The organism is Nonomuraea candida (assembly GCF_000725485.1).
GTDB classification, from domain to species: Bacteria; Actinomycetota; Actinomycetes; order Streptosporangiales; family Streptosporangiaceae; genus Nonomuraea; species Nonomuraea candida.
Genome location: NZ_JOAG01000048.1, coordinates 81,505 through 107,324 on the forward strand (window position 1 = coordinate 81,505; position 25,820 = coordinate 107,324).

Sequence of the window (25,820 nt, forward strand, 5' to 3'; positions counted from 1 at the left end):
GATGATCTCTAGGGTGCCACGCATGACGTGTGCACCTACTCGTACGGAGGCGTCCTCATGACGGCATGGACGCGCATCAGCGACCTCATCACCGCCCGCGACGCCACCGGCCTGGCCGACCTCGTGATCACCCTGTCCGGCGACGACCGCGCCGAGGCCGCGCGGCGCCTGCCGGACCTGCGCAGGACCCTGCGCGCGGCCGCCGACCGGGAGGCACACGCACGCTGGTCCGGCGGAAGCGGCGAATGGGACGGCGAGGGCTGGGACGGCGAGGGCTGGGACGGCAGGTCGGGGGATGGCATCGGCGGGCACGGGGAGGTGCTGCGGATCGCGGGCGCGGGCGTGCTGGGCGGTCCGGCCACCACGGTCGCCTGGCTGACCAGGCGCGAGTTCGCCGGCCGCGGGTCCAGGGTGACGGAGGTGGCCAGGGTGCTGGCCGCGCGCCCGGCCGCCTGGCAGGCCGAGGTCGCCGTACGGCTGGCGAAGAAGATCCGCACGGCCGACGACCGCACCGCACCACTGGCACTGGCGCTGCTGCGGGCCTGCGGCGCCCCGCCGCCCGAGCACGACCCGCTCGTGCTCGCCTGGCTGCGCGCCGGGCCGTCCGACGACGACCCGCTGATCGGGCCCCTGCTGCCGCGCGTCTTCGAGGCCGAGGGCGCCGGCCGCGAGTTACGCGAGGAGCGGATCGAGCCCCGGCCCACCCGCTGGCCGGCCCTGATCGTCCGGCTCCAGGCCGCGGGCCGGATCTCGCGTGCGGAGCTGCTGGACGGGTGCCTGCGCCGCTTCCTGTGCGGCGGCGACGCGATCAGCCTGCGCTTCTTCGTCCGCCTGCACCACCTGCTCGACCCCACGCCGCAGGAGAGCGCGGCCCGGCGCCGCGACTACCTGCGGCTGCTGCCCGCCGCACCCGGCACGGTCGCCGAGCTGGCCCTCGCCCAGCTCAGGAGCGCCGGCCCGGACCCGGCGGACGAGGCCGCCGAGGCGATCGGCGCGCTGACCTTCCGGCCCGAGGCCAAGCTCGCCCTCGAGGGCCTGCGCCGGCTCGAACGGGAGCTGCCACGCGCCTCCGCACTGGCCTCCGCACTGGCCTCCGCGCCGACCTCCGCGATGACCTCCGCGCCGACCTCCGCGATGACCTCCGCGCTGGCCTCTGCGCTGGCCTCTGCGCTGGCCTCCGCGTTCGGGCACGCCTCGTACGAGGTCCAGGGCCGCGCGGCCAGGATCGCACTCAAGCACGCCGCCGCCCTCGCCCCGGCGGGAGAGGTCATCGCCGAGGCCGTGCCGATGCTGCCGGCGGCGCTCGGCGCGCGGGTCGCGGCTGTGTACGGCGGGCAGGCGGCGGCCCCGGAGCAGACCGAGGTGTTCACCCCGCCGCCGCTGCCCGCGCCGTCCGTGCCCGGGCCGCTCCCCGAGCCCACCCTGGACCTGCCGTGGAACATCTACCAGTGGCCCGACTACGAGCGGTGGCTGGCCGCCTTCGTCCGGGCGGCGGCCGGTGACCGGGAGAAGCTGCGGCGCACGCTGGCCGAGGGCTCCGGGCGCGACGCCTCCTACCTGTTCCAGCGCGACACCTGGGCCGACACCCGATCCTGGTTCGCCGCGATGGAGCAGGAGGTGTTGTCGCCCGGCGCCGACCCCGGCCCGGCCGAGCCGGAGCCCGTCGACCCCTGGGCGGGGATGAGCTTCCAGGTCCACGTCACCCCCGTCCCGGAGGACGAGGACCCGGAACTCGACGCGCCCGGGCAGCCGGACCTCGGTGCGGCGGAGCAGATCGAGGGCGATGCGGCGGACCCGGGGGAGCAGATCGAGGGTGATGCGGCGGAGGAGCCGGAGGAGCCGGGGCGGTTCTTCGGCGAGCTGCCCGACCACGTACGCGAGGAGATCTTCGAACAGCTCCTGGGCATCGGCGTGTCCAAGGAGCGCGTGGCGGCCATGCGCGACGGGCTGCCCATCCCCCCGCCCGCGCCCGGCGAACCACGCGGCTACCGCGTCGGCTTCGCCTACAGCGGGCCCCGGCCGCTGTTCGCCAAGCCCGAGCCGCCCGACCCGGCGGTGGAGTCGCGGCGCAGGCGCCGCCTGCCGCAGCCGGCGTGGGTCTCGCCGCCGCACCTGTTCCTGCTGCACCGGCTCTGCGAGATCTACGAGGCGCTGCGGGCGGGGACGCTGCCGCCCCTGCTGCTGTCCACGCCCACGCTCATGACCGGCCACCTCGACCCGGACGTGCTGGTGGACCGGCTGGCCGAGTGCGCGGCGGCGGGCGCCGAGCCGCTGCCCGCCGACCTGGCGCAGGCGCTGATACGGCTGCCCCGGGGCCGCCACCCGCACGCCGCGGAAGGAGCCGCGCGCGTCGGCTCGGCGGCCGGGGCCACGGCAGCCGCCTGGCTGGCGGGGGAGGGGCTGCCCGACCCGGAGACGGGCCTGCGGTGGGGTTACCTGGACGGCGCCATCGACCGGTACTTCGACGAGCACCCGCCGGGCCATCGCCCGTACGAGATCCGGCTGGTGCCGCGGCTGCGGGCCGAGCCGACCGGCCACGAGCTGATCGACGAGCTGCTGCTGAGCGAGCCGTCGCGGTGGCGCTGGGACGACCACGGCACCGAGCAGGGCTGGTGGCCGGCGGTCCTGCCGTCGCACCGGGAGGTCGTGGCGCTCAACTACCTGCCGTTCCTGATGTATCCGACGGTCGCGCCGCAGTTCGTGCACGCGCTGGCCGACGCCGACGGGCCCGCGGGGGAGGCGATGGCGCTCACCCTGGCCTGGTTCGTGGCCGCCGGGCACCAGGAGGCGGCGCCGCTGCTGCTGCGCATGGCGGCCAGGGGTGACCTGCCGGCCGAGGCGGTGGGTGAGCAGGTCGCGCTGCTGCTGCGGCGCTCGCCGCGGTTCGAGGAGCGCCGGGTGGTCCGGGTGCTGGCGGAGGCGGCGCGGCAGGGCGCGTACGCCGCGGTCTGGCGGCTGCTCACCACCTTGCTGCCCGTCCTGCTGCCCGCCCCCGGCGAGCGCCCGCTCACCTGGCACACCGAGGCGATGACGCTCGCGGCCGACACGGCGACCTGGGCGGGGGCGCGCGGCGCGATCCCGCAGGTGACGGCGTACGTGGCGGCCGGGGGCCGCAGCCGCTTCGTCCGAGAATGCGCCCGCCTGCAGAACCAGCTCGCCTGACCCGCCCCGCCCTCCGGCTGCGCGACCGGCTCGCCCCTCGCCCGGCGGGACCGGCTCGCCCGGCCCCATCCTGCGGGACCGGCTCGCCCGACCTCCCGCGGCGGGACCGGCCCGCCCGACCCTGCCCGGCGGGACCGGCCCGGCCGGCCCGCGCCGCCCCGCCGGTCCGTCGTTTCTGTCGCGACCTCGTCCACCGGGCCGACCACGATCCCGTACCGGTCCCCGCTGCGGCACGCGTCAACGGTGAGGCGGGGGCTTGCCGGGGGAAAACCCCGGCGCGGCCTCCGACATCCGTCAGCGGTGCGGCCCGCCGCTGTCGGCCCTGCGCACGCGGGTGGTGCCGGTGTCGAGGAGGGCGCCGTCGGCGCCGGCCGGCGCGATGCGCGGCACCGGCACGCCGTGCTGGTCGACCAGGGTGGAGTGGGCCTCGCCGGGCGCGAAGGCGTGGCGTTCGCCCCACTGCCGCAGCGTGAGGATGACGGGGAACAGATCGCGGCCGGCGTCGGTGAGCACGTACTCCTGGCGGCGCCCGGAGGGTGCGGCGCGCTGGGCGAGCAGCCCGTACGCGGTGAGCTTGCGCAGCCGGTCGGTGAGGATGTTGCGGGCGATGCCGGTGCGCCGCTGGAACTCGGTGAACGACCGGGCCCCGTCCATGGCGTCGCGGACGATCAGCAGGCTCCACCTGTCGCCGACGAGGTCGAGCGTGCGGGCCACGGGACATTCGGGGTCGGTCCAGTCGAGATCCGGGACGCGCGTGGCGGTGCGCGGCATGACACCTCCCGATGAATTGCGGATTGAAACCATTATGCCGTACGGTCCAATCAGTTTCGAATTGCAACTGATTGAGGTCGGGGGTGCCATGAACGGATGGCGGCGGGCGCTGCTCGCGACGGTGTGCGGTGTGGCTGTGTCGGGCGTGTATGCCGCGCAGCCGGTCCTGGAGCCGATGGGACGCGCTCTCGGCGTGCCGCCGGACCTCGCCGGGTGGATCGTCGCGACCGGCCAGATCGGCTACCTGGCCGGGCTGGTGCTGCTGGTGCCGCTCGGCGACGTGGCCGACAGGCGCCGGCTCATCGCCGTGCACCTGGCGCTCGTCGCGGCGGGCGCGACCCTGACGGCCGCGGCGCCGGCCGCCTGGGCGGCGTTCGCGGGGCTCGCGGTGGCCGGGGTGTTCGCGGTCGTGGTGCAGACCACGGTGGCCTACGCCGCGTCGATCTCCCCGCCCGCCGCACGCGGGCGCACCATCGGCGTCGTGACCTCGGGCGTCGTGGCCGGCATCCTGGGCGGGCGGGTCGTCGCCGGCACGCTCGCCGAGGTGTGGGGCTGGCGGAGCGTCTACGCCGTGCTCGCGGTGTCGTCGCTCGGGCTCATGGCCCTCGTCCTCGCCGCATTGCCGGCGGACGAGCGCCCCGGCCGCCCCCTGGGGTACGCGCGGGCCGTCGGTTCACTGCGCGGGCTGTTCGGGCAGCGCCTGTTCCTGACCCGCGGGCTCATCGCGTTCTTCCTGTTCGCCTCGTTCGGGACGCTGTGGAGCGGCCTGTCCCTGCCGCTGTCGGGCGCGCCGTGGCGGCTGGGCGAGAGCCAGATCGGGCTGCTCGGCCTCGCCGGGCTGGCCGGCGCGCTCGGCGCGGCACGCGCGGGACGGTGGGCGGACGCGGGACGGGCGACCCCGGTCACCGGTCTCGCGCTCGCCCTGCTCGTCCTGGCGTGGGCGGCGATCGCGCAGCTGCCGTGGTCGCTGTGGCTGCTGGTCGCGGGGATCGTGCTGCTCGACCTCGCGGTCCAGGTCGTGCACGTGAGCAGCCAGCACCTGCTCACCACCGCGCATCCCGAGCGCGCCGCCGGCGTCATCGGCGGCTACATGGTCTTCTACTCGCTGGGCTCCGCCCTCGGCGCGGCGACGTCCAGCGCCGCCTTCGCCGCGCACGGCTGGACGGGCGCCAGCCTGCTGGGGGCCGGGTTCGCGGCCTGCGCGCTGGCGGTCTGGGTGGCCGGCGGGCGCCTGCCCGCCGGCGGCGCGAACCTCCGGCCCGAAAGCCCCCGGGCGCGGTCGCGCCGGGGGCTCCCCCTCACGTGAGCGCGCTCCAGCCGTGTTCCAGGAGGTCGAAGGCCCGGCTGATGGCCGTGCGGGGATGCCCCGAGGGGCAGGAGATGCGCCAGCTCGACCCGCCCGGCGCCACCCTCTTCCACCACGTCCCCGAGCAGGACGAGCGGTTCAAGCCGGAGATCGACCGCGCCCGGCTGCGCGACCTGCTGCTCGCCTCGCTGCGGCCCGGCACCGTGCGCTGGGGTCACACCCTGCGGGCCGTCGGCGGCAGCGCGGCGGGCCCCCGGCTGCTGCACTTCGCGAACGGCGCCACCGTCGAGGCCGACCTGATCATCGGCGCGGACGGCGCCTGGTCCAAGGTCCGCCGCGCCGTCTCCCCGGCCACCCCCCGCTACACCGGCGTGAGCTTCCTGGAGGCCTGGTTCCACGACGTCGAGACCCGCCACCCCGGCATCGCCGAGCTGGTCGGCCAGGGCAGCGCCGCCGCGGCCGACGGCGACCGCGGCCTGTTCGCCCAGCGCAACGGCGGCGACCACATCCGCGTCTACCTCATCCAGCGCGTCCCCGCCGACTGGATCACCGCGGCCGGTCTCACCCCGCAGGACACCGGCGGCATCCGCGCCCTCCTCCTGGAGCGCTACCGCGACTGGTCGCCCCGCCTGCGCCGGCTGGTCACCGACAACGACGGCCCCTACGTCGACCGCCCGATCTTCGCCCTGCCCGTCCCGCACGAGTGGGCGCACGACCCCACGGTGACCCTGCTCGGCGACGCCGCCCACCTCATGCCCCCGCTCGGCGTCGGCGTCAACCTCGCCCTGCTGGACGCGTGTGAGCTGGCCCCGGCCCTCGCCCGCCACGACACCCCCGGCGAAGCGGTCCGCGCCTACGAGCGGGCCATGCTGCCCCGCTCCACGAAGATGGCCCGCCTCCTCGACGGCGCCGCCGAGGGGCTGATCTCCACCGAGCTGCCCGACTTCGCCACCACCGGCGACCGCTGACGCTCCGCGCGCCCGGCGTGGGGGAGCCGGCCGCGCTCACCCCGAGGTCAGCAGCGAGGTGTAGGCGGCCGAGTGCTGCTGGCCGGACATGAAGGAGACGAACTGCCGGACGAAGTCGGCGCGGGTGTAGCCGTCGCCGCTGCCGGCCAGGTCGCGGTGGAAGGTGGTGCGGAACAGGTCGCGGTATTCCGTGGCGTCGATCTTCCCGTCGTCGTCGGTGTCGGTGACGTCGAACAGCACGTCGGCGATCCTGATGAGCCCGGTGCCGGGCAGGCGGGCGGCCCCGGCGGCGTATTCGGCGCGGGTGACGCGCCCGTCGCCGTCGCCGTCGAGCGCGGCCTGCAGCTCCCGCCACCAGGTGGCGTACGCCTGGAACAGCCGATCCTCCTCCTGCTCGCCCAGGTCGAGCCGGGTGGCGATCTCCCGGGCCATGGCGGCCAGATCGGGCCAGCGCAGGCAGCCGTCGCCGGTCTGGTCGAGGACCTCGGCGAAGAACCGGTCGGCCGACCGGGTCACCTGGTCGTCATCGCCCGCGGGGGTGAGGAGGCGGGCCAGCGCCGCGGCCTTGCCGGCCCGCCGGCGTACGGCCTCCCACGGGTCCGCGCCCCCGGGGGAAGGGTCCAGCAGGCCCATGACGAACTCCACCCGTGTCCAGCTCTCCGGCAGGTAGCGGGTGGCGAGGGCGGCGCCCAGGTAGGTGGTCTGCATGAGCGTCCGGGCGCCCGGCAGGTCGGGCAGGGCGACGCGCCGGCTGAAGGCCTCGGGCAGCGAGGCGATGGTGATCGCGGCGGCGACCGGGCCCGCCACGGCCCGGCCCGCGGTCCACAGCGCGGGATGGGCGCGCAGCACCGGGGGCGCGGGCACGTTGGCGAAGAGCCGGTAGAGGATGACGCCCACCGCCTCGTTGTTCTCCAGGCGGTGCTCGACGACGTCGTCGTAGTAGGCCCAGAACTGCGGCAGCGTCTCGGGGAGGCGGTCACTGCTGCCGTCGATCAGGGCCAGGAGGGTGCGGTGCTCGTCGTAGAGCCGCCGCATCGCCTCGGCGTCGAGCGCGTCGCCGCTCAGCCGGCACATCGTCACCGTCGACTCGAACAGCGTCGCCACCACCCAGGCGCGCGCCTCGGGGTCTGTCGCGTCGTAGGGCCGGCCCTGGGCGTCGACGCCGGACATGTGGGCGTGCAGCCGGTTGAGCCGGGCGGCCTCGCGGTCGCGGACGCGCGGGTCGGGGTCGAGCAGCCGCCGCGAGCTCATCGTGGTGTTGCGCAGGCGCCGCCACGGGTGCGTCAGGAACGTGGAGTTCTCCATCAGCGCCGCGCCGATCTGCGGGTGGGCGGCCTCCAGCAGGGTGGCCCGGGCCACCGCGAGACCCCAGCGCGCCTCGTTGACCAGGCGGCGCAGGAGGGAGCCGGGCCCGAAGACGTCGACGTCGGCCGGCGGGGTGGTGGTCTGGCTCATCGGAGACCTTCTCCTGTCATGGTCGTGGGGCGGCGCACGTCGCCGAACCGGCGCTGGCGCCGCAGGTAGGTGTCGAGGCATTCCCAGAAGTGGGTCGCGCGGAAGTCGGGCCAGAGCACCTCGGGGAAGACCCACTCGGCGTAGGCCACCTGCCAGAGCATGAAGTTGGAGATGCGCTGCTCGCCGGAGGTGCGGATGACCAGGTCCACGTCTGGGGTGTCGGGGCAGGGCAGGTGCGCGGCGAAGCTGGCCTCGGTGACCTGCTCGGCCGGCGTCGCCGACCGGATCAGCGAGCGCGCGGCCTCCACGATGTCGCGGCGGCCGCCGTGGTCGAAGGCGACGGTCAGCGTCATGCGCCTGTTGTCGCGGGTCAGCGTCATCAGGTCGGTGATGTCCTGGACCAGCGGCGCCGGGATGCGCGGATCGGTCATGCCGAGGAACCGGCAGCGGATGCCCCGCGCGTGCAGCACCGGCGCGTGTTTGCGGATGGCCCGGCGGACGAGCCGCATGAGGATGTCGACCTCGGCGGAGGGGCGTCGCCAGTTCTCGGTGGAGAACGCGTACAGGCTCAGCCAGGCCACGCCGGCCGAGCGCGCCGCCTCGATGACGTCCATCACCGCGGCCTCGGCGGCCTCGTGGCCCGCCGTGCGCGGCAGCGAGCGCTGCGCGGCCCAGCGGCCGTTCCCGTCCATCACACACGCCACGTGACGCGGCACGACCATGACCACCCCAATAGCCGAACGTTACTGCGACGATACTCTATGTGCTCGCCGTTCGGGACGTTCAGGCATGGCCGGGCCCCGCCGCCCGCGCCTTCACGCGCCCCGCCGTCAGGCCGCCGAGGCCAGCGCCAGGCACATCAGGAACGGCGCGGGGATGAGCACGGCGGAGCCGAGCCAGGCCGCCCGCCGCCGGCCGTGCCAGCGCGGGAGGGCGACGTCGATCACGATCACCTGCGTCAACGAGAGCAGGCCCGTCACCACCAGCAGCACGGTGAGCACGAACCCGTTGTCGAGGGTCTCGTAGTCGCAGTTGGCGGACTCGGGCAGGCCGCAGTCCATCGGCAGGTACTCGGTCAGCAGCCACCACGCCAGAGAGAGCGGCACGACGGCGGGCACGCCGAGAGCGAGGTTCGCCAGCGCGGGCTCCCAGAGGGCGTCCCGCGCCCGCCCCTTCTGCGCCTGCATGGTCACGCTCTCACCCCGCCCCCTGATCGGTGCTCAACCCTCCCATGAACGGCGCCCGGGTCCTGACGGCGGCCCGCCGCGCCGGGAGGGAGGCGGGCGGCGGGCTCACCGATCCCCGGGGCTGCCCGCCGTGATGTCGACGAACCACACGCCGTCCCTGAGGACCTTCTCCCCGAGCGTGACGGGCAGGGGACGCCGGAAGATCGGCCCGTCGACGACGACGGTGTGGTATTCGCCCTTCTCGCCGGCCAGGTCCACGCCCGCCTCGCCGAAGTGGCGGATCATGTCGCGGTCGATGACCTGGCCCAGCAGGTCCGGCGACAGCAGCGGCTCCCTGACGGCGACCAGGACCGCCTGGAACCCCTCCGCCACCAGCTCCGCCATCAGCCCCGCCCGCTCACGCCCCCACAGCGGCAGCTCGGCCGCCGCCCCCGCGCGGGCGCAGGTGGAGACCACCCATTCCCGATGGGATTCGATATCCATATCGCCGAAAACGCCAATATGAAGACCTTCCTGGACGGCGCCCGAAACCGTCTTCTGGAACGTGTCCTCGTAATCGGCCCAGGTGGCCGCGGCGAAACGGACGGGAATGCCGAGAGCCTGCGCCTGGGCCGTCAGCAAGTCACGGCTGAGACCGTGGGAACGCGACCGTTCTCCCGTCTCGGTCATCATCGTGATGAGCAGTTCGGGAATCCCGCCGTCCCGCACCGCGTGGTGCAAGGCGATCGCGGAGTCCTTGCCACCGCTCCAGGACGTGAAGAAACGGTCTCCTGTTTCCATATGGGCCAGTGTATTTCTTGTGCCCGATCATCGGCGGTGCGATAGTGACGAGGTGTCCAGCGAGCCTTTGGCGCCACGCCCGGGCCATCCGGTAGGGCGGCGGCTGGTGTTACGGGGCGGCCTCCTTTCGGCGGCGGCCCTGGCGGGCATCACCGTGCCGGCCCCGGCGCCGGCGGTGTCCGCGACGACGGGGGAAGGACGGCGGACGATGGCGGCTGATCGAGGCGTTCCCGCGGTCGTGCGCTCGCGGCAGGAGCTCATCGAGCGCGGCGTCGCCTTCCCGGCGCCGGCCAGGGCGGCCACGGCGCTGCCGATCACCTCCAACGGCACCACCTACGAGATGGCCCAGCAGCTCACCTGGCTCGACCAGGAGCACTTCGTGGTCGGCCGCTGGGACGGCTCGATGAGCGTGTTCAGGTTCACCGACTCCAGCGTCACGGGCCCGGTCATCAGCGAGGCGGTCACCAGCCCGGCCTTCCAGGGGGTGCGGATGCTCGCCGCGCTGCCCGGCCGGGCGTTCGCCAGCTCCAACGACGACCGGTCGATCGCGCTGTGGGCCGCGGGGCCGGGCGGCTGGCCCGACCTGCGCGCGGCCGGCACCCATGGCTACGACCCCGCCCTGGGCGTCGCCACCGGGGCGATCGGCACCGGGCAGAGCCTGGTCGTCGGCCACACCACGGGACACGTCTCGATCTGGAAATACGCGCAGCAGGAGCGGCGGCTGCGCTTCCTGCGCGCCGTCGACGTGCGCAACCCCAGCCCGGTCAACCCCTGGGGCCTGCACGACATCCACGCCATCCGCGTCGTGTCCGAATCGTCCGGCAGGTCCTGCGTGGTGGCGGGGTCGGAGGACGGATACCTGTCGGTCGTCGAGGTGCCGTCCGGGGCGATCCTCTCCCAGACGGTGTTCAACCCGCAGGCCCAGCGCGGCATCAACAGCCTGTCCGTCAGCGGCGACAAGCTGCTCGTGGCCAACTGCTCCGTCGGCCCGCAGGACCACAACCTCTGGTACTACTCGATCGACCCCGGCACCTGGCAGATCACCCTGCTCGACCAGGCCAACCTCATCGTCGACACCCAGCGGCCGCAGGCGTTCAACTTCGCCACGACCTGGGGCGCCTACTCCGGGGGGCCGTGCTGGTTCGCCTCCACCGAGGAGGGCGCGCTCTGGATGGGCACCGCCGGCGCCGGCCTCAGCACCCTCGGCTACCAGGCGGTCACCAGCCCGCTCGGCTCGACCCTGGGCTACGCCTCCGGCCCTGGCCGGCTCGTGATGGTCGCCTACGACCTGTACGAGTACACCACCGGCGCCTGAGAGGACACCTCCGCGAGCGGCTGCCGGGAGGTGCCGGCCGCGGCGCTGGCCCGGGCTCCGGCGTCTCGGCTCAGCCGACCCAGGGGGAGACGAAGCCGATGGTCTCGAACGGCCCCACGGTGAACGAGCCCTCCGCGCGGTCGAGCTCGAAGGGGTCGTTGTCGGCGACGATCCGCGTGGCGACGGTCCCGGTCCGCTGCTGCCGGATGATGATGTCGTACGCCGCTCTGTATCCGCCCAGCGGATCCAGAGCGGCGGTCACCGGGGAGATGACCTGGATGGCGCGCGAGCCGTTGTGGATCTCCGTCACCGCCTGCTTCCAGTTCGCGCCCGCGCCCCGGATGCAGATCCGCCCCATGAGGCCCGGGGCGGACCTGCTGGAGGCCCACGATCCGCAGGTCGGGTCGGCGGCCGCGGCCGGACGGGGGATGATCACACCCGGCGCGAGCGCCGCCGCGAGCAGGGCGGCGGACAGGAGGATCGCTGACCTTCTGGGCCTTGACGCGAAGATTCGGGGGGCCATTCTTCGTCCTTCCGGAAGCCGGGGGTTCTCCAGGCGACATCCGCGGCCGTATCTCTTGGTGATTTAGCCAGCACATTCTGTTAGGAGGCGTCGGGGTCGCGCAATGCGGTGTTCCGCTGAGCGGACCGCAAGAACTGCTGTCGGAGAGCTCCGGGACGCGTTCCGCCCGCTGCGCTGACCCCCTGGCGCGAGGGCCGGCGTGGCGTCACCTCAGCCGGTACGCCGACGGCCGCACCCCCGTCTCGCGCTGACAAGGCGGCCGCCCGCCATCGGGTGCCCCGTCAGAGGTGCCCGCTCGTCCTGGCGTACTCGGCGCCGAGGACGCTCAGCAGGGCCAGCGCCTCGGCCGAGCGGGAGCCCTGCGGCGCGCTGTAGAGCACGAGGTGCTGGTCGCGGTCCGCGAGCGCGAGCGCGTCGCAGTCGACGGTGATCTCCCCGACCACCGGGTGGCGGAACGTCTTCGTCAGCGTCGGCGCGGCCCGCACGTCGTGCCGCTCCCACAACCGGGCGAACTCGGGGCTGCCTTCGCGCAGTTCGTCGATCAGCCCGGTCACGGCCGGGTCCGACGGGTAGCGGGCGAGGGTGGCGCGCAGCTCCATGACGGCGTGGTGCCGGAACTCGGCGGCGTCGGAGAGCCCGTACGGCATCGCGTCGGCGTCGTCCGGGGTGAGGAAGGCGCGCCGGGCGAGGTTGCGGTCGCGCGGCGCGAGCTCGCCGAAGTCCTCCATGAGCGCGGCCGCCAGGTCGTTCCAGGCGAGCACCTCGAACGTGGCCGAGATCACGATGCCGGCCGTCTGCGGCAGCCGATCGAGGAGCGCCAGGATGCTCGGCCGGACGTCGCGTCGATGCCGCCCGGTACGGCTCGGCGCGGTGCCCGCCAGCACGTGCAGGTGCTCGGACTCGGCGTCGGTGAGCCGCAGCGCGCCGGCGATCCCGGCGAGGACCTCGCCCGACGGACGCGGCGCCCGGCCCTGCTCCAGCCGGACGTAGTACTCCGTGGAGATGTGCGCGAGGACCGCCACCTCCTCGCGGCGCAGCCCCGGGGTGCGGCGGCGCGGGCCCGAGGGCAGGCCGACGTCCTCCGGCCGGAGCCGTTCGCGGCGGCTGCGGAGAAACGCGCCGAGTTCCTGTTTGTCCATACCGTCAGTGTGCACCCCGGGCGGCGCCACATCCTGGTACCGCTTGTGCCTGCATCCGGTCCGGGGGCTCGCCTGACACTGGTCGGCATGACGAACGACATTCATGGCGACATTCGCAGCGACCTTCATCACGGCACTCATCACGGCACTCATCACGGCATCGCGCCCATCGGCCTGCTCACCGGCAAGGTGGTGTTCATCACCGGCGCCAGCCGCGGCATCGGGGCGGCCGCGGCCCGGCTCTTCGCCTCCGAGGGGGCCGCCGTCGTGCTCGCCGCCCGCAGCGCCGACGCCCTCCGGCACGTCGTCACCGAGATCCGCGACGGCGGCGGCGTGGCGGACGCCGTGCCGATGGACCTGGCCGACCGTGCGAGCATCCGCGCCGCGATCGACCGCGTCGAGGAGCTGCACGGGCGGCTCGACGGGGCGTTCAACAACGGCGCGACGATCCAGCAGCCCGGCCCGCTCGACACGACGAGCGAGGAGGACATCGAGGTGCAGTTCGCGGTGAACTTCCGCGGGCACTGGACCGCGATGACCGCCGAGGCCGCGCTCATGCGCCGCAGCGGCGGCGGCGCGATCGTCAACACCTCCAGCATCGGCAGCCGCCGCGCGAACCCCGCCCTGCCCGCGTACGGCGCGATGAAGCGCGCGCTCAACAGCCTCACCGAGACCGCCGCCGTGACCTGGGGCCGCGAGGGCATCCGGGTGAACGGTCTCACCCCCGGCGGCACCGAGACCGAGATGATCGAGGCGTGGGAGGCGGTGTCCCCCGGCGTCATCGAGCACATCAACGCGACGACGCCGCTGGGCCGCATGGCCGAGCCGCGCGAGGTGGCCGAGGTGGCCGCGTGGCTGCTCAGCGACCGGGCCTCGATGGTGACCGGCGCGATCGTCCCGGTCGACGGCGGCGCCGGCGCCTGAGCCCCGCCTCCGCCCCGCCCGATCCGCGCGACGGCCGGGCGGGCACGCGGCTGGGGCTCGCCGGTGCCTTCCAGCCGCGTTCCGTCGGCCGGATTCCGTCGGCCCGGCTCCGTCGGTGGGTTCCGTCGGCCGGGTTCCTGCGGCCGGTTCGGTCGGTCGGGTTCCGCCGGGCAGTTCCGCCGGGCGGCGAGATGTCCGCCATATGTCCGGCTGCTGTCCTGGCCTGGCGACCTGCGGTGCCGGAGGGTGAGGAGTGCGGTGCACACCGCCGGTCGACCGGCCTCGCGCCTTCTCGCCGGACCCGGGCGAAGGTCTTCGCGCAGGCCGTTCGCGACCCCGGCCCCCGTGGTGGCGGGGCGTCCCACGCCAGCAGAAGGAGACTGACATGCGTACTGACCGGAACCGGAGCCTGCCGGCGATCGCGGCCACGGCGGCCGGGAGAACCGCGAAGGCGGCCAGGAGCACGGCGGTCACGGCGGTTCTGGCGGCCCGCGGGCACGGCCGCGCCCTCGCCGTGCTCGCCCTGGTGGCCTGCGGCGTCGCCACCGCCCCGGCCGCGGCGTCCACCCCGGGCCCGGCGGCGGCGTCCGGCGCGGGACAGACGGGAGAGTCCGCCCCGGAGCGGGCGCCCGCGCGTTCCTGCTCCGTCCTGCTGGCGCCGATCAGGCCGGGGGAGACGTTCTCCCGGGTGCTCAAAGAGGCGTGCGCGGACACCATCGAGCAGGCGGACCAGGCCGCCGTCGGCGCGGCGCGCACCTCGGCGCAGGCCGCGTCGACGCTGCTCCTCGAAGCCGCCGACAACATCAACCAGGGCCTGCCGAGATACCGCTGGTGGGGCTCCGCCGGCCCGTGCGACACCGCCGGGTACGGCATCCGCGACCTCGGCGTCATGTGGAACGATCGCATCTCGTCCTGGCGGCAGGGCCACTCCCGCTGCAACTACCTCAACGTGTGGGAGCACAACTCCTACCAGGGCGCCAAGACCTACTGGCACAACTGGACCCAGGTGAACTACGTCGGCAATGCCTGGAACGACCGGATCTCCTCCATGCACATCCACTACGAGCCGTAGGCCGGAACGGCACGATCCCGTCGCGCTCCGTTCCGGCGGAGCCCGGAGGCGGACCCCTCCGGGCTCCCGGCGATCTAGAAGACGTAGGGCCAGCCGGCCGAGTCCCAGCCGAGCCTGTTGATGCCGAGCAGGGACGCGCCGTTGTTGGCGTAGTAGTGGTAGAAGAGGACGGATCCGTCGTTGTCGTCCAGGTAGGTCTGGTGGCCGGGGCCGTGGATGCTGCCCTGGCCCGCCAGGATCTCGGTGCCGCCGCCCGAGTTCATCGCCACCCCGTTGCGGTCGGTGAAGGGGCCGTTGACCGAGGTGGAGCGGCCCACCATGATCCGGTAGTTGCTGGCGGCGCCCCGGCAGCAGTAGTCGAAGGAGACGAACAGGTAGTAGTAGGCGCCGCGGCGGATGAGGGTGGGCGCCTCGATGGCGCCGCCGCCGCGGCCGGCGACGCTGGTGAGGGTGGTGCCGGTGCGCCTGCCGGTCGCCGGGTCGAGCTGGATCTGCTTGATGCCCGACCAGAACGAGCCGAAGGTCAGCCACCAGCGGCCCTGGGCGTCGATGGTCATGCTCGGGTCGATGGCGTTGAAGTTGTCGCTGGTGCGTGACTCGATGACCAGGCCCTGGTGAGTCCATGATCCCGAGGCGCCGGTGGTGCTGGTGGCCAGGAAGATCGCCGAGCGGTTGGAGCCGAAGCTGGAGGCCGAGTAGTACAGGTAGTACCGGCCGTTGACGTAGGAGATGTCGGGGGCCCACACATGGTTGCTGTTGTTGGTGTAGGGGTGGGCCCACGGCACTCCGCCGGGGAACGCCGAGCCGGCGTTGCGCCAGGCGGTGCGGTCGGTGGAGGTCTTCAGCGAGATGTTGTTCCCGGTGTGGGCCAGCAGGTACGTCCCGTCGGGCCGTTTGGTCACCTCGGGGTCGTGCACGCCGATGTCGCCGGTGACATGGCCGGGCAGGGGGTAGGCCAGGGTCGTGCCGGAGGACTTCCCGCCGGTCGCGGCGGCGGGTGCGGCGGTCACGACCGACGACGACAGGGCGAGCAGCGCCACGGCGGACGAGGCGAGGGCGGCAATGATCCGGCGACGGTACGGCCGCCGGGCGCGTGCGGGTGTCTTCACAGCGGGTCTCCTTACGGACGATGGGCCGGGTGACGTGCACGACTTCCTTTGTTAGCGCTAACATTCACCTCTGTTCTTGACACCCCTGGGTGGGCAGGTCGGGGAGGCTTTGCGGTCGGACCATGGCCGGCGGCTGTGGTATCGCTAACACTCCGGTTGAACGTGGAGCGGGTCCGCGCTTCCCCAGGGGCGTCCGGACGCCGATGTCCGCGCATCTCACGCGGGCCTGACGCCGATCTTGACGGGCGCGCCGGCCGTTGCAGCGCTGCAAGAAGCATGCACGGACCGCCGGGCGAACGCAAGGGAAACAAGCCGGAAACTTCCGGGGAGGTCTCCGTCACCCCGTTCGGGGGGACGCCGGCGCGCCGCGTCCCGCGGTGCTCTCTCTCACGATCAGCCGGTGCGGGGCGCGTACCTCCAGGCCGGGCGGGGGAGTGGCGCTGCCGATGCGCAGCAGCAGGCGCTCGACGGCGGTGGTCGCGATCATCTCCTTGTCCGGCGAGATCGTGGTGACGGACGGGTTGGAGTAGCGGCCGTCCTCGATGTCGTCGTAACCGATCACCGCCACGTCCTCCGGCACCCGCAGGCCCCGGGCCAGCAGCGTGTGGATCGCGCCCAGCGCGACCAGGTCGCTGTAGCAGAAGACGGCGTCCGGCGGGTCGTCGCGGTCGAGCAGGCGGGCCATCGCCTGGGCGCCGTCGGGCCGGGTGAAGCGCGGGGTGTGCACGATGAGGTCCTCGCGCACCGGCAGGCCGCGCCGCTCGTGCGCCTCGCGGAAGCCGCTGGTGCGCAGCTGCGCGCACTCCCCGGTCGCGTACGGCTGGTCGCCGATCGCGGCCAGCCGGGTGCGGCCGAGGTCGAGCAGGTGCTCGGTGGCCTGCCGGGAGGCGGCCACGTCGTCGATGCCGACATGGTCGAACGTGCCGTCGCTGACCCGCTCGCCGAGGATGACCAGCGGCAGGCCGGGGTCGCGGTCGGCGAGGGCCTCCTGCGACAGGCCGAGCGGGCTGAAGATGACGCCGTCGAAGAGCAGCCGGCTGGAGCCGCGGTTGATGAGCATGCGCTCGTGCTCGGGGTCGCCGTCGGTCTGGTCGATCAGCACGTTGTAGCCCTGCACCCGGGCCGCCCGGATGATGCCCTGCAGCAGCTCCGAGAAGTACGGGGTGTCGAGGTACGGCACGACGACGGCGATCTGCCCGGAGCGCCCGCTGGCGAGGTTGCGGGCCAGCACGTTGGGCCGGTAACCGAGCTGGTCCACGGCCTGCTGCACGCGGGCCCGGGTGTGCTCGGTGACGTTGGCGTAGCCGTTGACCACGTTGGACACGGTACGGCTGGACACACCGGCGAGCTTCGCCACGTCCCGGAGCGTGACGTCTCGTCCTCGTCGCATCTGTTCCCCCGCCGGCGTCTCGGCCCGAACCTCGTGAACGGTCCCTTGGCCGAAGTTTCCGACAGGTTACCTCTTGCCGTCCACGAGGTCTGCGTGCATGCTGCTTGCAGCGCTGCAAAAGATGGTAGAACAGGACCCCCGTCCTGCCCATCAGGCAGGGCGTGTGACCGCGGCCACATCTCACACCGCTCGGGGGCGCCGGGTGGGCGGCTGGGGCATGACGGCCGGCCCATGGTGTGCCAGCACCAGGGCCGGCCTCCCTCACACATCGAACGAGCCACTGGAATCCCTGCGGAGGGACCCCATGAGTGTCAGGTACTTCAGTCTAGAACGGCGACGCCGCCGACCGGTCCGGGCCGCGGCGGTGGCCGTGGTCACCGCCCTGGTGATGGTGGCGGCCGGCTGCGGCGGCGCCGAACCCGCCGCCGAGCCCGGCGGTCCCGTCAAGATCAAGGTGTGGGCGTGGTATCCCGCGTTCAAGCAGGTGGTGGACCTGTTCAACAGGACCCACACCGACGTGCAGATCGAGTGGACGAACGCCGGCACCGGCCAGGACCAGTACACCAAGCTGCAGACCGCGCTCAAGGCGGGCAAGGGCGCGCCCGACGTGGTGATGCTGGAGTTTCAGGAGATCCCCACCTTCCAGCTCACCAAGCACCTGGTCGACCTGGGCAAGCACGGCGCCAACGCCATCAAGGGCGACTACGCCGACTGGGCCTGGAAGCAGGTCAGCAACGGCGAGTCGGTGTACGCGATCCCCGTGGACGCCGGGCCCATGGCGATGCTCTACCGCGAGGACGTCTTCAAGAAGTACGGGCTCACCGTGCCGAAGACCTGGGCGGAGTTCAAGGAGCAGGCGCAGAAGCTCAAGGCCGCCTCGCCCACCAGCTTCATGACCGACTTCGGGGCCAACGACGGCGGCTTCATGACCGGCCTGATGTGGCAGGCGGGGGCGCGCCCGTTCGACTACAGCGCCGCCCGGGCGCCCGCCATCGGCGTGGACGTCAACAGCGAGCCGGCCAAGAAGGTGATGGCGTACTGGGAGGACATGGTGGACAACGGCCTGGCCGACACCGCCGCGTTCGCCACCACCGACTTCTACAACGGGCTGACCACCGGCAAGTACGCCACCTACCTGGCCGCCGGATGGGGCCCCGGCTACCTGGCCAGCGTGGCCAAGCAGACCTCGGGCAAGTGGCGGGCCGCGCCGCTGCCGCAGTGGAACGCCGGGGAGGACGCGCAGGGCGACTGGGGCGGCTCGGCCTTCGCGGTGACCGACCAGACCAAGCACCCGAAGGAGGCGACCAAGGTCGCCATGGAGCTCTTCGGGGCCGGCAACAAGGACGCCTGGAAGATCGGCATCGACGAGGCGTTCCTGTTCCCGACGGCGAAGCCGATCCTGGAGTGGGACTACTTCCGCGACAAGGAGTACGAGTTCTTCGGCGGCCAGAAGGTCAACGAGGTGTTCGTGCCGGCGTACAACGGCATCGGCGAGTTCGGCTGGAGCCCGTTCAACAGCTACTACTTCAGCCAGTTGACGACGGCGCTGAACCAGGCGGTGGAGAAGAAGTCGTCCTGGACCGCGGCGCTGGACACGGTGCAGCAGAACCTGTCCGCGTACGCCTCGCAGCAGGGCTTCAAGGTCGCGCCATGACCCCGGCGAACGGGTCGATCCCGACCCGGGTGCGGCCGCCCGGTCCCGCAGGCGGGCACCGGGCGGCCGGCCCCGACGGGCGGGGCGGAACGCGGCGCCGCCCCCGCCGCGCGGTGGGGCGGCAGGCGGTGGCCGGCTGGCTGTTCGTCACGCCGTTCACCGTCCTGCTCGTCGCCTTCCTGCTGCTGCCGATGGCGTACGCGGCCAAGCTGAGCCTCTACCGCTCGACGCTGGTGGAGGGGGAGGTCTTCGCTTGGCTGGACAACTACCGGCAGGCGCTGGCCGACCCCGAGTTCCTGCGCGGCGTGGGGCGGGTGATCGTCTTCGGGCTGGTGCAGACGCCGGTGATGATCGGCATCGCGCTGCTCGCCGCGCTCCTCATCGACGCGGCGACGTCCCGGCTGTCGCGCCTGTTCAGGCTGGCGGCGTTCGTGCCGTACGCGGTGCCGGTGGTGATCGGCACGCTGATGTGGGGATTCCTCTACAGCCCCGACACCGGCCCGCTCAGCTCCCTGACGGACGTGGACTTCCTGTCCGGCGACACGGTGCTGTACTCCCTGGGCAACATCGTGACCTGGCAGTGGGCGGGCTACAACATGATCGTGCTGTACGCGGCGCTGCAGGGCCTGCCGCGCGAGGTGTACGAGTCGGCCCGGATCGACGGCGCCGGGGCGGTCCAGATCGCCCTGAGGATCAAGACCCCGATGATCTCGTCGGCGATCGTGCTGGTCACGATCTTCACGATCATCGGCACGCTGCAGTTCTTCACCGAGCCGCTGATCCTCCAGCCGCTCAACCCGGGCGCGATCACCAACAGTTACACCCCCAACGTCTACGCCTACCAGCAGGCGTTCTCCTACCAGCAGTACAACTACTCGGCGGCGATCTCGTTCCTGCTCGGCGCGGTCGTCTTCGTCGGGTCCTACCTCTTCCTGTTCGCCACCAGACGAAGGAGCGCCCTGCGGTGAGCACGGTGACACACGCGGGCGCGCCGGCCACGTCCGCCGCGCCGGCGCGCCGGCCCGGCGGCGGCCGGATCGCCTCCCACGCGGTGATGGCCGTCATGACGGTGTACTTCCTGCTGCCGTTCTGGTGGCTGCTCGTGGCGGCGACCAAGGACAACGACGGCCTGTTCGGCTCGCAGCCGCTGTGGTTCGGCGACGGCTTCGCCCTGTTCGACAACCTGTCCCTGCTGGTCACGCAGGACGGCGGCGTCTACCTCAAGTGGCTGCGCAACTCGGCGCTGTACGCCGTGGTCAGCGGCGTCGGCGCGACCGCGATCGCCGCCCTGGCCGGGTACGCGTTCGCCAAGCTGCGCTTCCCCGGCCAGGGCGCGCTGTTCGCGGCCCTGCTCGGCCTCATCATGGTGCCGGCGACCGCGCTGGTCCTGCCGACGTACCTGCTGATGAGCGAGGCCGGGCTGGCCGACACGGTGTGGGCGGTCATCTTGCCGTCGCTGCTCAACCCCTTCGGCGTCTACCTGCTGCGCGTCTACGCGCACGACTCCGTGCCGGACGAGATGCTGGAGGCGGCCAGGATCGACGGCGCCGGCGAGCTGCGGGTCTTCACCCGGGTGGCGCTGCCCACGATGCGGCCGGCGCTGGTCACCGTGCTGCTGTTCACGATGGTCGCCACCTGGAACAACTTCTTCCTGCCGCTGGTGATGCTCAGCGACAACGAGCTGTTCCCGCTCACCGTGGGCCTGCGCACCTGGTACATGTCGGCCATCATCGGCAACGGCGGGCCGGCCCTGTTCAACGTCATCGTCGTGGGCGCGCTGGTCGCGATCGTGCCGCTGATCATCGCCTTCCTCCTGCTGCAGCGGTACTGGCGCGGCGGCCTGACCGTCGGAGCCCTCAAATGACGGCCACCCGCCAGCCCGCGGCAGCGACCCCGTCCCGAAGGGAAACCATGCTCCTCGCCTCTGTCGTCCTCGACCCGGCGGCGGTCGTGGCCCCGGTCAACCGCCGCACGTTCGGCTCCTTCGTCGAGCACATGGGCCGGTGCGTCTACACCGGGATCTACGAGCCGGACCACCCGCTGGCGGACGAGGACGGATTCCGCACCGACGTGCTGGCGCTCACCCGCGAGCTGGGCGTCACGCTGGTGCGCTATCCGGGCGGCAACTTCGTCTCCGGATACCGCTGGGAGGACGGCGTCGGCCCGCGCGAGCACCGGCCCCGCCGTCGCGACCTGGCCTGGCACTCCGTCGAGACCAACGAGGTCGGCATCGACGAGTTCGCCCGCTGGGCGGCCAAGGCCGAGGTCGAGATCATGTACGCGGTCAACCTCGGCACCCGGGGGGTGCAGGAGGCCCTCGACGTGCACGAGTACGTCAACCATCCCGAGGGCACCACGCTGTCGGAGCTGCGCCGCGCCAACGGGGCCGCCAAGCCGTACGGCATCACGCTGTGGTGCCTGGGCAACGAGATGGACGGCCCCTGGCAGCTCGGGCACAAGAGCGCCCACGAGTACGGGCTGCTGGCCGCCGCCACCGCCCGCGCGCTGCGCTCCGCCGAGCCGGGCCTGGAGCTGGTGGCCTGCGGCAGCTCCAGCTCCGGCATGCCCACGTTCGGCACCTGGGAGACCACCGTGCTCGAACACGCCTACGAGCTGGTGGACTACGTCTCCTGCCACGCCTACTACGAGGAGCTGGACGGCGACCTCGGCTCCTTCCTGGCCAGCGCGGTCGACATGGACCACTTCGTCGACAGCATTGTCGCCACCGCCGACAGCGTGGGCGCCCGCCTGCGCAGCAAGAAGAAGATCAACCTCTCCTTCGACGAGTGGAACGTCTGGTACCTGTCCCGCTTCCAGGGGCAGGAACCGCCCACCGGCTGGGACGTCGCGCCCCGCGTGATCGAGGACGAGTACAACGTCGCGGACGCGGTCGTGGTCGGCAACCTGCTCATCTCCCTGCTGCGCCACAGCGACCGGGTCACCGCCGCCTGCCAGGCCCAGCTCGTCAACGTGATCGCGCCGATCCGCACCGAGCCCGGCGGGCCGGCGTGGCGGCAGACCATCTTCCACCCGTTCGCCAAGACCGCCGCCCTGGCCCGCGGCAACGTGCTGCGCACCCGGCTCACCTCGCCCACGTACGGCACCGCCCGGCACGGGGAGGTGCCCATGGTGGACGCCGTCGCCACCCACGACGCCGAGAGCGGCGACGTGGTGATCTTCGCCGTCAACCGCGACCAGACCGATCCCGTGGAGCTGACCGTGGACCTGCGCCTGTTCGACGACGAGCCGCGCCTGGCGGAGGCGTGGACGCTGACCGACGACGACCTGCGCGCCACCAACACCGCCCGGCACCCGGACCGGGTCACGCTCCGCGCCACCGAGCGGGTCTCCTTCGACGGCCGGACGCTCACCGTCGTGCTGCCCCGCGTGTCGTGGACCGCGGTCCGCCTGCGCTCCGCGGGAGGCGAACGATGAGCCGCCACCCCGGCTCGCCGGGGCGGGCGGCCGGACGGGTGACCGGGCTGGTGGCCGCGCTGCTGCTCGGCGCCGCCCTGGCGGTCCCGTCCGCCCCGGCGTCGGCCTCTGCGGCGGCACCTGCGTCGGTCTCTGCGTCTGTCTTTGCGTCGGTCTCTGCGGCGGTCTCTGCGGCGGCGGTGCCGGCCGGGGCACCGGCTGTGGCGTCCGCCGCCGTGCCGGCCGAGCGGCCCTCCCCGGACCCGATCGCCCACGACCCGACCCTGATCAAGCAGGGCCGGTACTACTACGAGATCATCACCGGCGACATCGACACCCGCACCTACCTGCCGATCCGCCGCTCCACCGACCTGGTGCACTGGACGCCGCTCGGCACGGTCTTCACCACGCCGCCGCAGTGGGTGGTGGACGAGCTCGGCACCACGCCGGGCGACTTCTGGGCGCCGGACCTCAGCTACTTCGACGGCGAGTACCACCTCTACTACGCCGCCTCCTCGTTCGGCACCAACAACTCCGTCATCGGGCTGGCCACCAACGCCACCCTCGACCCCGGCAGCCCGGACTACCGGTGGGTGGACCGCGGCCTGGTGCTGCGCTCGGACACCTCCGACGACTTCAACGCGATCGACGCCGACGTCGTCCTGGACGAGGACGGCGTGCCGTGGTTGTCGTTCGGCTCGTTCTGGGACGGCATCAAGCTGCGCCGCCTCGACCCGGCGACGGGCCTGCCGTCCCCGGCGGATTCGACGCTGTATTCGCTCGCCTCCCGGGGCGGCGCGGCGATCGAGGGCCCGTCGATCGTCCGCAAGGGCCGGTACTGGTACCTCTTCGCCAGCTTCGACTTCTGCTGCCGGGGCGTGAACTCCGACTACCGCGTCGTCGTCGGCCGGTCGGCCGCCCTGCGCGGCCCGTACGTGGACCGCGACGGCGTGCCGCTGCTGGAAGGCGGCGGCACCGAGCTGCTGCGCGGTTACAACGGTTTCCACGGCACCGGCGGCGGCGACGTCCTGCCGCGCCCCGGCAGGGGCCCCGACCTCTTCGTCCACCACTACTACGACGCCGCCGACGGCGCGCTGCCCAAGGGGTCGGTCCGGCCGATCTCCTGGGAGGGCGGCTGGCCGCGCCTGGGCGACCCGCTCAGCGGCAATCGCGGTCACGGGCGCGGCCCCGCGTACCTGACGCTGGTGAGCCGCGACGGCGCCGGCTCGATCGACAACCCCACCTGCGGCTACGAGGGCGCCGACCTCCGGGTGACGGCGCCGGAGAGCCTGGCGGCGCCGTCGGGTCTGGCGGGGGCGGAGAGCCGGGCGGCCCCGGCGGGCCTGGCGGCGGTGGAGGGGCCGGCGGTGCGGGCGGGCCGGGACGCGTGCCGGCAGTGGCGCCTGGAGCACCGGGGCGGCGGCTGGTCGAGCATCCTCAACCGGCACAGCAACAAGGTCGCCGAGGTGGCCGCCTGCGTGGACGCGGACGGCGCCCGCGTCGCGCAGTGGGGCTGGCTCGACAACGACTGCCAGCGCTTCCGGGTCCTGCCCACCGACGGCGGATGGTCCCGCATCGAGAACAAGCTGGCCGGCCGCGTGCTCGACGCCTGCGACCGGCCGGACGGGAACGTGCGGACCGTCGCCTGGCGCGGGGAGCCCTGCCAGCAGTTCCGCCTCCAGCCTGTGGGCGACGTGCTGATCACCGGCCCGGCCAACCGGGAGCGGCTCGGTGACGCCTGGCGCTTCGTGCACGCCGGTGAGGGCTTCTACCGGATCGCGGACACGCGCACCGGCCGTCCCCTCGGCGGGCGCGGCGCCACCTGGCGCGTCGAGGTGACGGACGCCGGCACGTACCGGCTGGTCAGCCGCGACGGCGGCCCGGCCAGGGAGGTGCTCCTGCTCACGCCCCGCTGACTGGGCCGCCGCCGGTCGGGCCGTGCTCCTGCTCGGCCCCGGGTGGCCGGGCCGCCGCCGGTCCGGTCGGGCCCTGCTCCTGCCCGCACCTCCGGTGGCCAGGTCGCCGTCCGCCCGGTCAGGTGGCGTTACGGGTGAACTGCTGGTTCTGCCCGCCGCCGCAGGCGTACTGGATCAGGCGGGCGCCGTCGGCCGTGGAGTGGCCGGTGACGTCGAGGCACTTGCCGGAGTGGCGGGCGACCAGGCGCACCCGGCCGCTCCGGCGTCCTGCGCCTGCCACTGCTGGTTCTGCCCGCCGTTGCAGGACCACTGGAGGATCCTGGCGTTGTCGGCGGTCGAGGCGGCGTCCACGTCGAGGCACTTGCCGGAGTGCGCGGCGACGATCTGGTGGTAGCCGGCGCCGAGGTCGCGGAACTCCCAGCGCTGGTTGGCGCCGCCGTTGCAGCCGTACTGGGCGATCTCGGCGCCGTCCGCCGTCGACGCGCTGACCACGTCGACGCACTTGCCCGAGTGCCGCGCCGTGAGCGTGACCAGGCCGGCGGCTCCGTCGCCCCAGCCGTGCCGGAGACGGGCGGCGCCGGTCGGGTTGCGGATGCCGAGGGTCAGGCCGGTGCCGCTGCCCTGGAGCGTGAACATGGAGTAGCGGTCGTAACCGTACTCGCTGATCTTCCCGCCGAGCGCGGGCCAGTAGATCGAGCCCATGCGCAGGTCGCGCATGGAGTCGGTGACGGCGCGGAAGTAGCGGACGAAGTTGTTGGCGGAGGCGGGGTCGCCGTAGTCCAGGCCGAAGTCCATCTGGGCGCCGAACTCGGTCGTGACCGCGCGCGTGGCGCAGGCGCCGAGCCGCTCGCGGAAGCTCTGGACCCAGCCGGCGTAGTCCTTCTCGCCGTAGAAGAAGGCGTAGTGGTGATAGGAGAGCAGCGTCCCGGTGAGGCGGCTGTCGGCGCAGACGGGCCTGAGGTCCTGGCTGTACCCGGTGCCGCCGACGAGGACGCGGCCCCTCGGGATCGACGGGCGGGCCTCGATCCACGCGGCGGCGAGGTTCGTCCACTCCGTGGCGGTGTAGCCGTGGGGCTCGTTCATCGGCTCGAAGTGGACCAGATCGTTGGTGCCGTACTGGGCGGTCACGGTGTTCCACATCGCGGTGAAGGCGGCCATGTCGGTGATCCGGCCGCCGGAGGCCGCGCCGTCCTCCCAGTAGGCGAGGACGACCTTGAAGCCGCGGGCGGTGGCGGCGTCGATCGTGCCGCGGTAGGCGTTCCACCACGACGACCCGACGGTGTGGGTGTTGACGGGCAGCCGGACGGTGTTGACGCCGAGCAGGCTCTCGAACCCGTTGTAGACGGCGTCGGCCTTGGCGCGTACGGTCGCGTAGCTGTCGGACTGGGCCAGCCCGTCGAGGACGAGCGGGCCTTCGACGAAGTTGTCGCCGGGCACCGCCCAGTTCACGCCTCTGAACTGGCGGGTGTCGGCACTGGCGGGTGTGGCGCCCGCGAGGGCGGCCACCGGGGTCAGGGCCAGCGTGCTGAGGACGCTGAGCAGAATCCTGCGGAAATGACCGGAGCGATTTGTCATGGTGTTGGCCCATTTGCACAAGGCGCGGGGTGCGCGAGATCAAATGTTGGCGTTAACATCGCTGCGTTAAAACGGTTTAACCGTAAGAGGGGTGACGAGTGCCGTCAAGGCCGGCGCCGGGGCACCAGGACGGAACGCGAGATCGCCCTGGTGACCCGGC

The 25,820-nt window shown here is 73.0% G+C and carries 21 protein-coding genes and 1 pseudogene; 11 read left to right on the forward strand and 11 right to left on the reverse strand.

What is annotated here, in order from left to right:
• Positions 1-57 precede the first annotated feature (57 nt).
• Positions 58-3,162: a DUF7824 domain-containing protein gene (locus tag IO39_RS36100; RefSeq protein WP_157549382.1), complete on the forward strand. Its 3,105-nt coding sequence runs from the start codon at positions 58-60 to the stop codon at positions 3,160-3,162.
• A gap of 294 nt (positions 3,163-3,456) precedes the next feature.
• Here the strand turns inward: IO39_RS36100 and IO39_RS36105 are convergent, their stop codons facing one another.
• A complete protein-coding gene (locus IO39_RS36105) occupies positions 3,457-3,933 on the reverse strand; it encodes a winged helix-turn-helix transcriptional regulator (protein ID WP_043633297.1) in 477 nt (158 codons plus the stop codon).
• A gap of 88 nt (positions 3,934-4,021) precedes the next feature.
• Here IO39_RS36105 and IO39_RS36110 point away from each other — a divergent pair, with 88 nt between their 5' ends.
• Both IO39_RS36110 and IO39_RS36115 read left to right on the forward strand, forming a co-directional pair.
• Positions 4,022-5,239 (forward strand): MFS transporter, encoded by a 1,218-nt coding sequence (locus tag IO39_RS36110; protein WP_043633300.1) that lies wholly within the window; start codon positions 4,022-4,024, stop codon positions 5,237-5,239.
• A 41-nt stretch (positions 5,240-5,280) separates the two neighbouring features.
• Positions 5,281-6,207, forward strand: a complete 927-nt coding sequence (locus IO39_RS36115; protein ID WP_245642487.1) for an FAD-dependent oxidoreductase — start codon at positions 5,281-5,283, stop codon at positions 6,205-6,207.
• Positions 6,208-6,243: 36 nt separating this feature from the next.
• On the opposite strand, the gene IO39_RS36120 is transcribed toward IO39_RS36115, so the two are convergent.
• From IO39_RS36120 to IO39_RS36135, 4 genes are all read right to left on the reverse strand, one after another.
• Positions 6,244-7,662: an oxygenase MpaB family protein gene (locus IO39_RS36120; protein WP_043633302.1), complete on the reverse strand. Its 1,419-nt coding sequence runs from the start codon at positions 7,660-7,662 to the stop codon at positions 6,244-6,246.
• Positions 7,659-8,384: a polyprenyl diphosphate synthase gene (gene uppS / locus IO39_RS36125; protein WP_245642488.1), complete on the reverse strand. Its 726-nt coding sequence runs from the start codon at positions 8,382-8,384 to the stop codon at positions 7,659-7,661. The genes IO39_RS36120 and uppS overlap by 4 nt, the downstream gene beginning before the upstream one ends.
• Positions 8,385-8,492: 108 nt before the next feature.
• Entirely contained in the window at positions 8,493-8,855 is a 363-nt protein-coding gene (locus IO39_RS36130; RefSeq protein ID WP_052423809.1) for a hypothetical protein, read from the reverse strand.
• A 99-nt stretch (positions 8,856-8,954) separates the two neighbouring features.
• On the reverse strand, positions 8,955-9,629 hold the full coding sequence (locus tag IO39_RS36135) for a Dph6-related ATP pyrophosphatase (protein ID WP_043633307.1): 675 nt from the start codon (positions 9,627-9,629) through the stop codon (positions 8,955-8,957).
• Between the two features lie 208 nt (positions 9,630-9,837).
• On the opposite strand from IO39_RS36135, the gene IO39_RS36140 reads away from it, so the two are divergent.
• Positions 9,838-10,944, forward strand: coding sequence for a WD40 repeat domain-containing protein (locus IO39_RS36140; protein ID WP_157549385.1), 1,107 nt, complete (start codon positions 9,838-9,840; stop codon positions 10,942-10,944).
• 70 nt (positions 10,945-11,014) lie between these two features.
• On the opposite strand, the gene IO39_RS55215 is transcribed toward IO39_RS36140, so the two are convergent.
• Both IO39_RS55215 and IO39_RS36155 read right to left on the reverse strand, forming a co-directional pair.
• A complete protein-coding gene (locus IO39_RS55215) occupies positions 11,015-11,467 on the reverse strand; it encodes a hypothetical protein (protein ID WP_157549388.1) in 453 nt (150 codons plus the stop codon).
• Positions 11,468-11,748: 281 nt separating this feature from the next.
• The gene (locus IO39_RS36155) at positions 11,749-12,606 is read right to left on the reverse strand and encodes a helix-turn-helix transcriptional regulator (protein ID WP_043633320.1); all 858 of its coding nucleotides are present in this window, start codon (positions 12,604-12,606) and stop codon (positions 11,749-11,751) included.
• 87 nt (positions 12,607-12,693) lie between these two features.
• On the opposite strand from IO39_RS36155, the gene IO39_RS36160 reads away from it, so the two are divergent.
• Together IO39_RS36160 and IO39_RS36165 are read left to right on the forward strand one after the other, a co-directional pair.
• A complete protein-coding gene (locus IO39_RS36160) occupies positions 12,694-13,530 on the forward strand; it encodes an SDR family NAD(P)-dependent oxidoreductase (protein ID WP_084774069.1) in 837 nt (278 codons plus the stop codon).
• Between the two features lie 385 nt (positions 13,531-13,915).
• Positions 13,916-14,602, forward strand: a complete 687-nt coding sequence (locus tag IO39_RS36165) for a hypothetical protein (RefSeq protein WP_043633321.1) — start codon at positions 13,916-13,918, stop codon at positions 14,600-14,602.
• Positions 14,603-14,676: 74 nt separating this feature from the next.
• Here IO39_RS36165 and IO39_RS36170 read toward each other — a convergent pair whose 3' ends face one another.
• Together IO39_RS36170 and IO39_RS36175 are read right to left on the reverse strand one after the other, a co-directional pair.
• Positions 14,677-15,711 (reverse strand): arabinan endo-1,5-alpha-L-arabinosidase, encoded by a 1,035-nt coding sequence (locus tag IO39_RS36170; protein ID WP_211267291.1) that lies wholly within the window; start codon positions 15,709-15,711, stop codon positions 14,677-14,679.
• A gap of 337 nt (positions 15,712-16,048) precedes the next feature.
• The gene (locus tag IO39_RS36175; RefSeq protein WP_245642489.1) at positions 16,049-17,068 is read right to left on the reverse strand and encodes a LacI family DNA-binding transcriptional regulator; all 1,020 of its coding nucleotides are present in this window, start codon (positions 17,066-17,068) and stop codon (positions 16,049-16,051) included.
• A 337-nt stretch (positions 17,069-17,405) separates the two neighbouring features.
• Between IO39_RS36175 and IO39_RS36180 the strand changes: the two genes are divergently transcribed.
• The 5 genes from IO39_RS36180 (at position 17,406) to IO39_RS51945 (ending at position 24,085) form a co-directional block, all read left to right on the forward strand.
• On the forward strand, positions 17,406-18,755 hold the full coding sequence (locus IO39_RS36180) for an ABC transporter substrate-binding protein (protein WP_043633326.1): 1,350 nt from the start codon (positions 17,406-17,408) through the stop codon (positions 18,753-18,755).
• On the forward strand, positions 18,752-19,723 hold the full coding sequence (locus IO39_RS36185; RefSeq protein WP_084774072.1) for a carbohydrate ABC transporter permease: 972 nt from the start codon (positions 18,752-18,754) through the stop codon (positions 19,721-19,723). The genes IO39_RS36180 and IO39_RS36185 overlap by 4 nt, the downstream gene beginning before the upstream one ends.
• Positions 19,720-20,619 carry a carbohydrate ABC transporter permease gene (locus tag IO39_RS36190; RefSeq protein WP_043633331.1) on the forward strand — a complete coding sequence of 300 codons (900 nt, stop codon included), beginning with the start codon at positions 19,720-19,722 and terminating at the stop codon, positions 20,617-20,619. The genes IO39_RS36185 and IO39_RS36190 overlap by 4 nt, the downstream gene beginning before the upstream one ends.
• Positions 20,620-20,666: 47 nt before the next feature.
• Entirely contained in the window at positions 20,667-22,190 is a 1,524-nt protein-coding gene (gene arfA / locus IO39_RS36195; RefSeq protein WP_043633334.1) for an arabinosylfuranosidase ArfA, read from the forward strand.
• A gap of 200 nt (positions 22,191-22,390) precedes the next feature.
• Positions 22,391-24,085 (forward strand): family 43 glycosylhydrolase, encoded by a 1,695-nt coding sequence (locus IO39_RS51945; RefSeq protein ID WP_063765411.1) that lies wholly within the window; start codon positions 22,391-22,393, stop codon positions 24,083-24,085.
• 118 nt (positions 24,086-24,203) lie between these two features.
• On the opposite strand, the gene IO39_RS59750 is transcribed toward IO39_RS51945, so the two are convergent.
• The gene (locus IO39_RS59750; protein WP_369332899.1) at positions 24,204-24,446 is read right to left on the reverse strand and encodes an RICIN domain-containing protein; all 243 of its coding nucleotides are present in this window, start codon (positions 24,444-24,446) and stop codon (positions 24,204-24,206) included.
• Positions 24,356-25,660: pseudogene (locus IO39_RS36205) on the reverse strand (RICIN domain-containing protein); the annotation flags it as partial. The pseudogene IO39_RS36205 and the gene IO39_RS59750, both read right to left, overlap by 91 nt.
• Positions 25,661-25,820 lie beyond the last annotated feature (160 nt).

Coding starts and splice junctions, on each gene's coding strand:
- IO39_RS55215 (WP_157549388.1), bottom strand. CDS start 11,467: ATGGCCCCCCGAATCTTCGCGTCAAGGCCCAGAAGGTCAGCGATCCTC.
- IO39_RS36115 (WP_245642487.1), top strand. CDS start 5,281: ATGGCCGTGCGGGGATGCCCCGAGGGGCAGGAGATGCGCCAGCTCGAC.
- IO39_RS36185 (WP_084774072.1), top strand. CDS start 18,752: ATGACCCCGGCGAACGGGTCGATCCCGACCCGGGTGCGGCCGCCCGGT.
- IO39_RS36110 (WP_043633300.1), top strand. CDS start 4,022: ATGAACGGATGGCGGCGGGCGCTGCTCGCGACGGTGTGCGGTGTGGCT.
- IO39_RS36180 (WP_043633326.1), top strand. CDS start 17,406: ATGAGTGTCAGGTACTTCAGTCTAGAACGGCGACGCCGCCGACCGGTC.
- IO39_RS36135 (WP_043633307.1), bottom strand. CDS start 9,629: ATGGAAACAGGAGACCGTTTCTTCACGTCCTGGAGCGGTGGCAAGGAC.
- IO39_RS36100 (WP_157549382.1), top strand. CDS start 58: ATGACGGCATGGACGCGCATCAGCGACCTCATCACCGCCCGCGACGCC.
- IO39_RS36140 (WP_157549385.1), top strand. CDS start 9,838: ATGGCGGCTGATCGAGGCGTTCCCGCGGTCGTGCGCTCGCGGCAGGAG.
- IO39_RS36155 (WP_043633320.1), bottom strand. CDS start 12,606: ATGGACAAACAGGAACTCGGCGCGTTTCTCCGCAGCCGCCGCGAACGG.
- IO39_RS36120 (WP_043633302.1), bottom strand. CDS start 7,662: ATGAGCCAGACCACCACCCCGCCGGCCGACGTCGACGTCTTCGGGCCC.
- uppS (WP_245642488.1), bottom strand. CDS start 8,384: ATGGTCGTGCCGCGTCACGTGGCGTGTGTGATGGACGGGAACGGCCGC.
- IO39_RS36165 (WP_043633321.1), top strand. CDS start 13,916: ATGCGTACTGACCGGAACCGGAGCCTGCCGGCGATCGCGGCCACGGCG.
- arfA (WP_043633334.1), top strand. CDS start 20,667: ATGCTCCTCGCCTCTGTCGTCCTCGACCCGGCGGCGGTCGTGGCCCCG.
- IO39_RS36160 (WP_084774069.1), top strand. CDS start 12,694: ATGACGAACGACATTCATGGCGACATTCGCAGCGACCTTCATCACGGC.
- IO39_RS36105 (WP_043633297.1), bottom strand. CDS start 3,933: ATGCCGCGCACCGCCACGCGCGTCCCGGATCTCGACTGGACCGACCCC.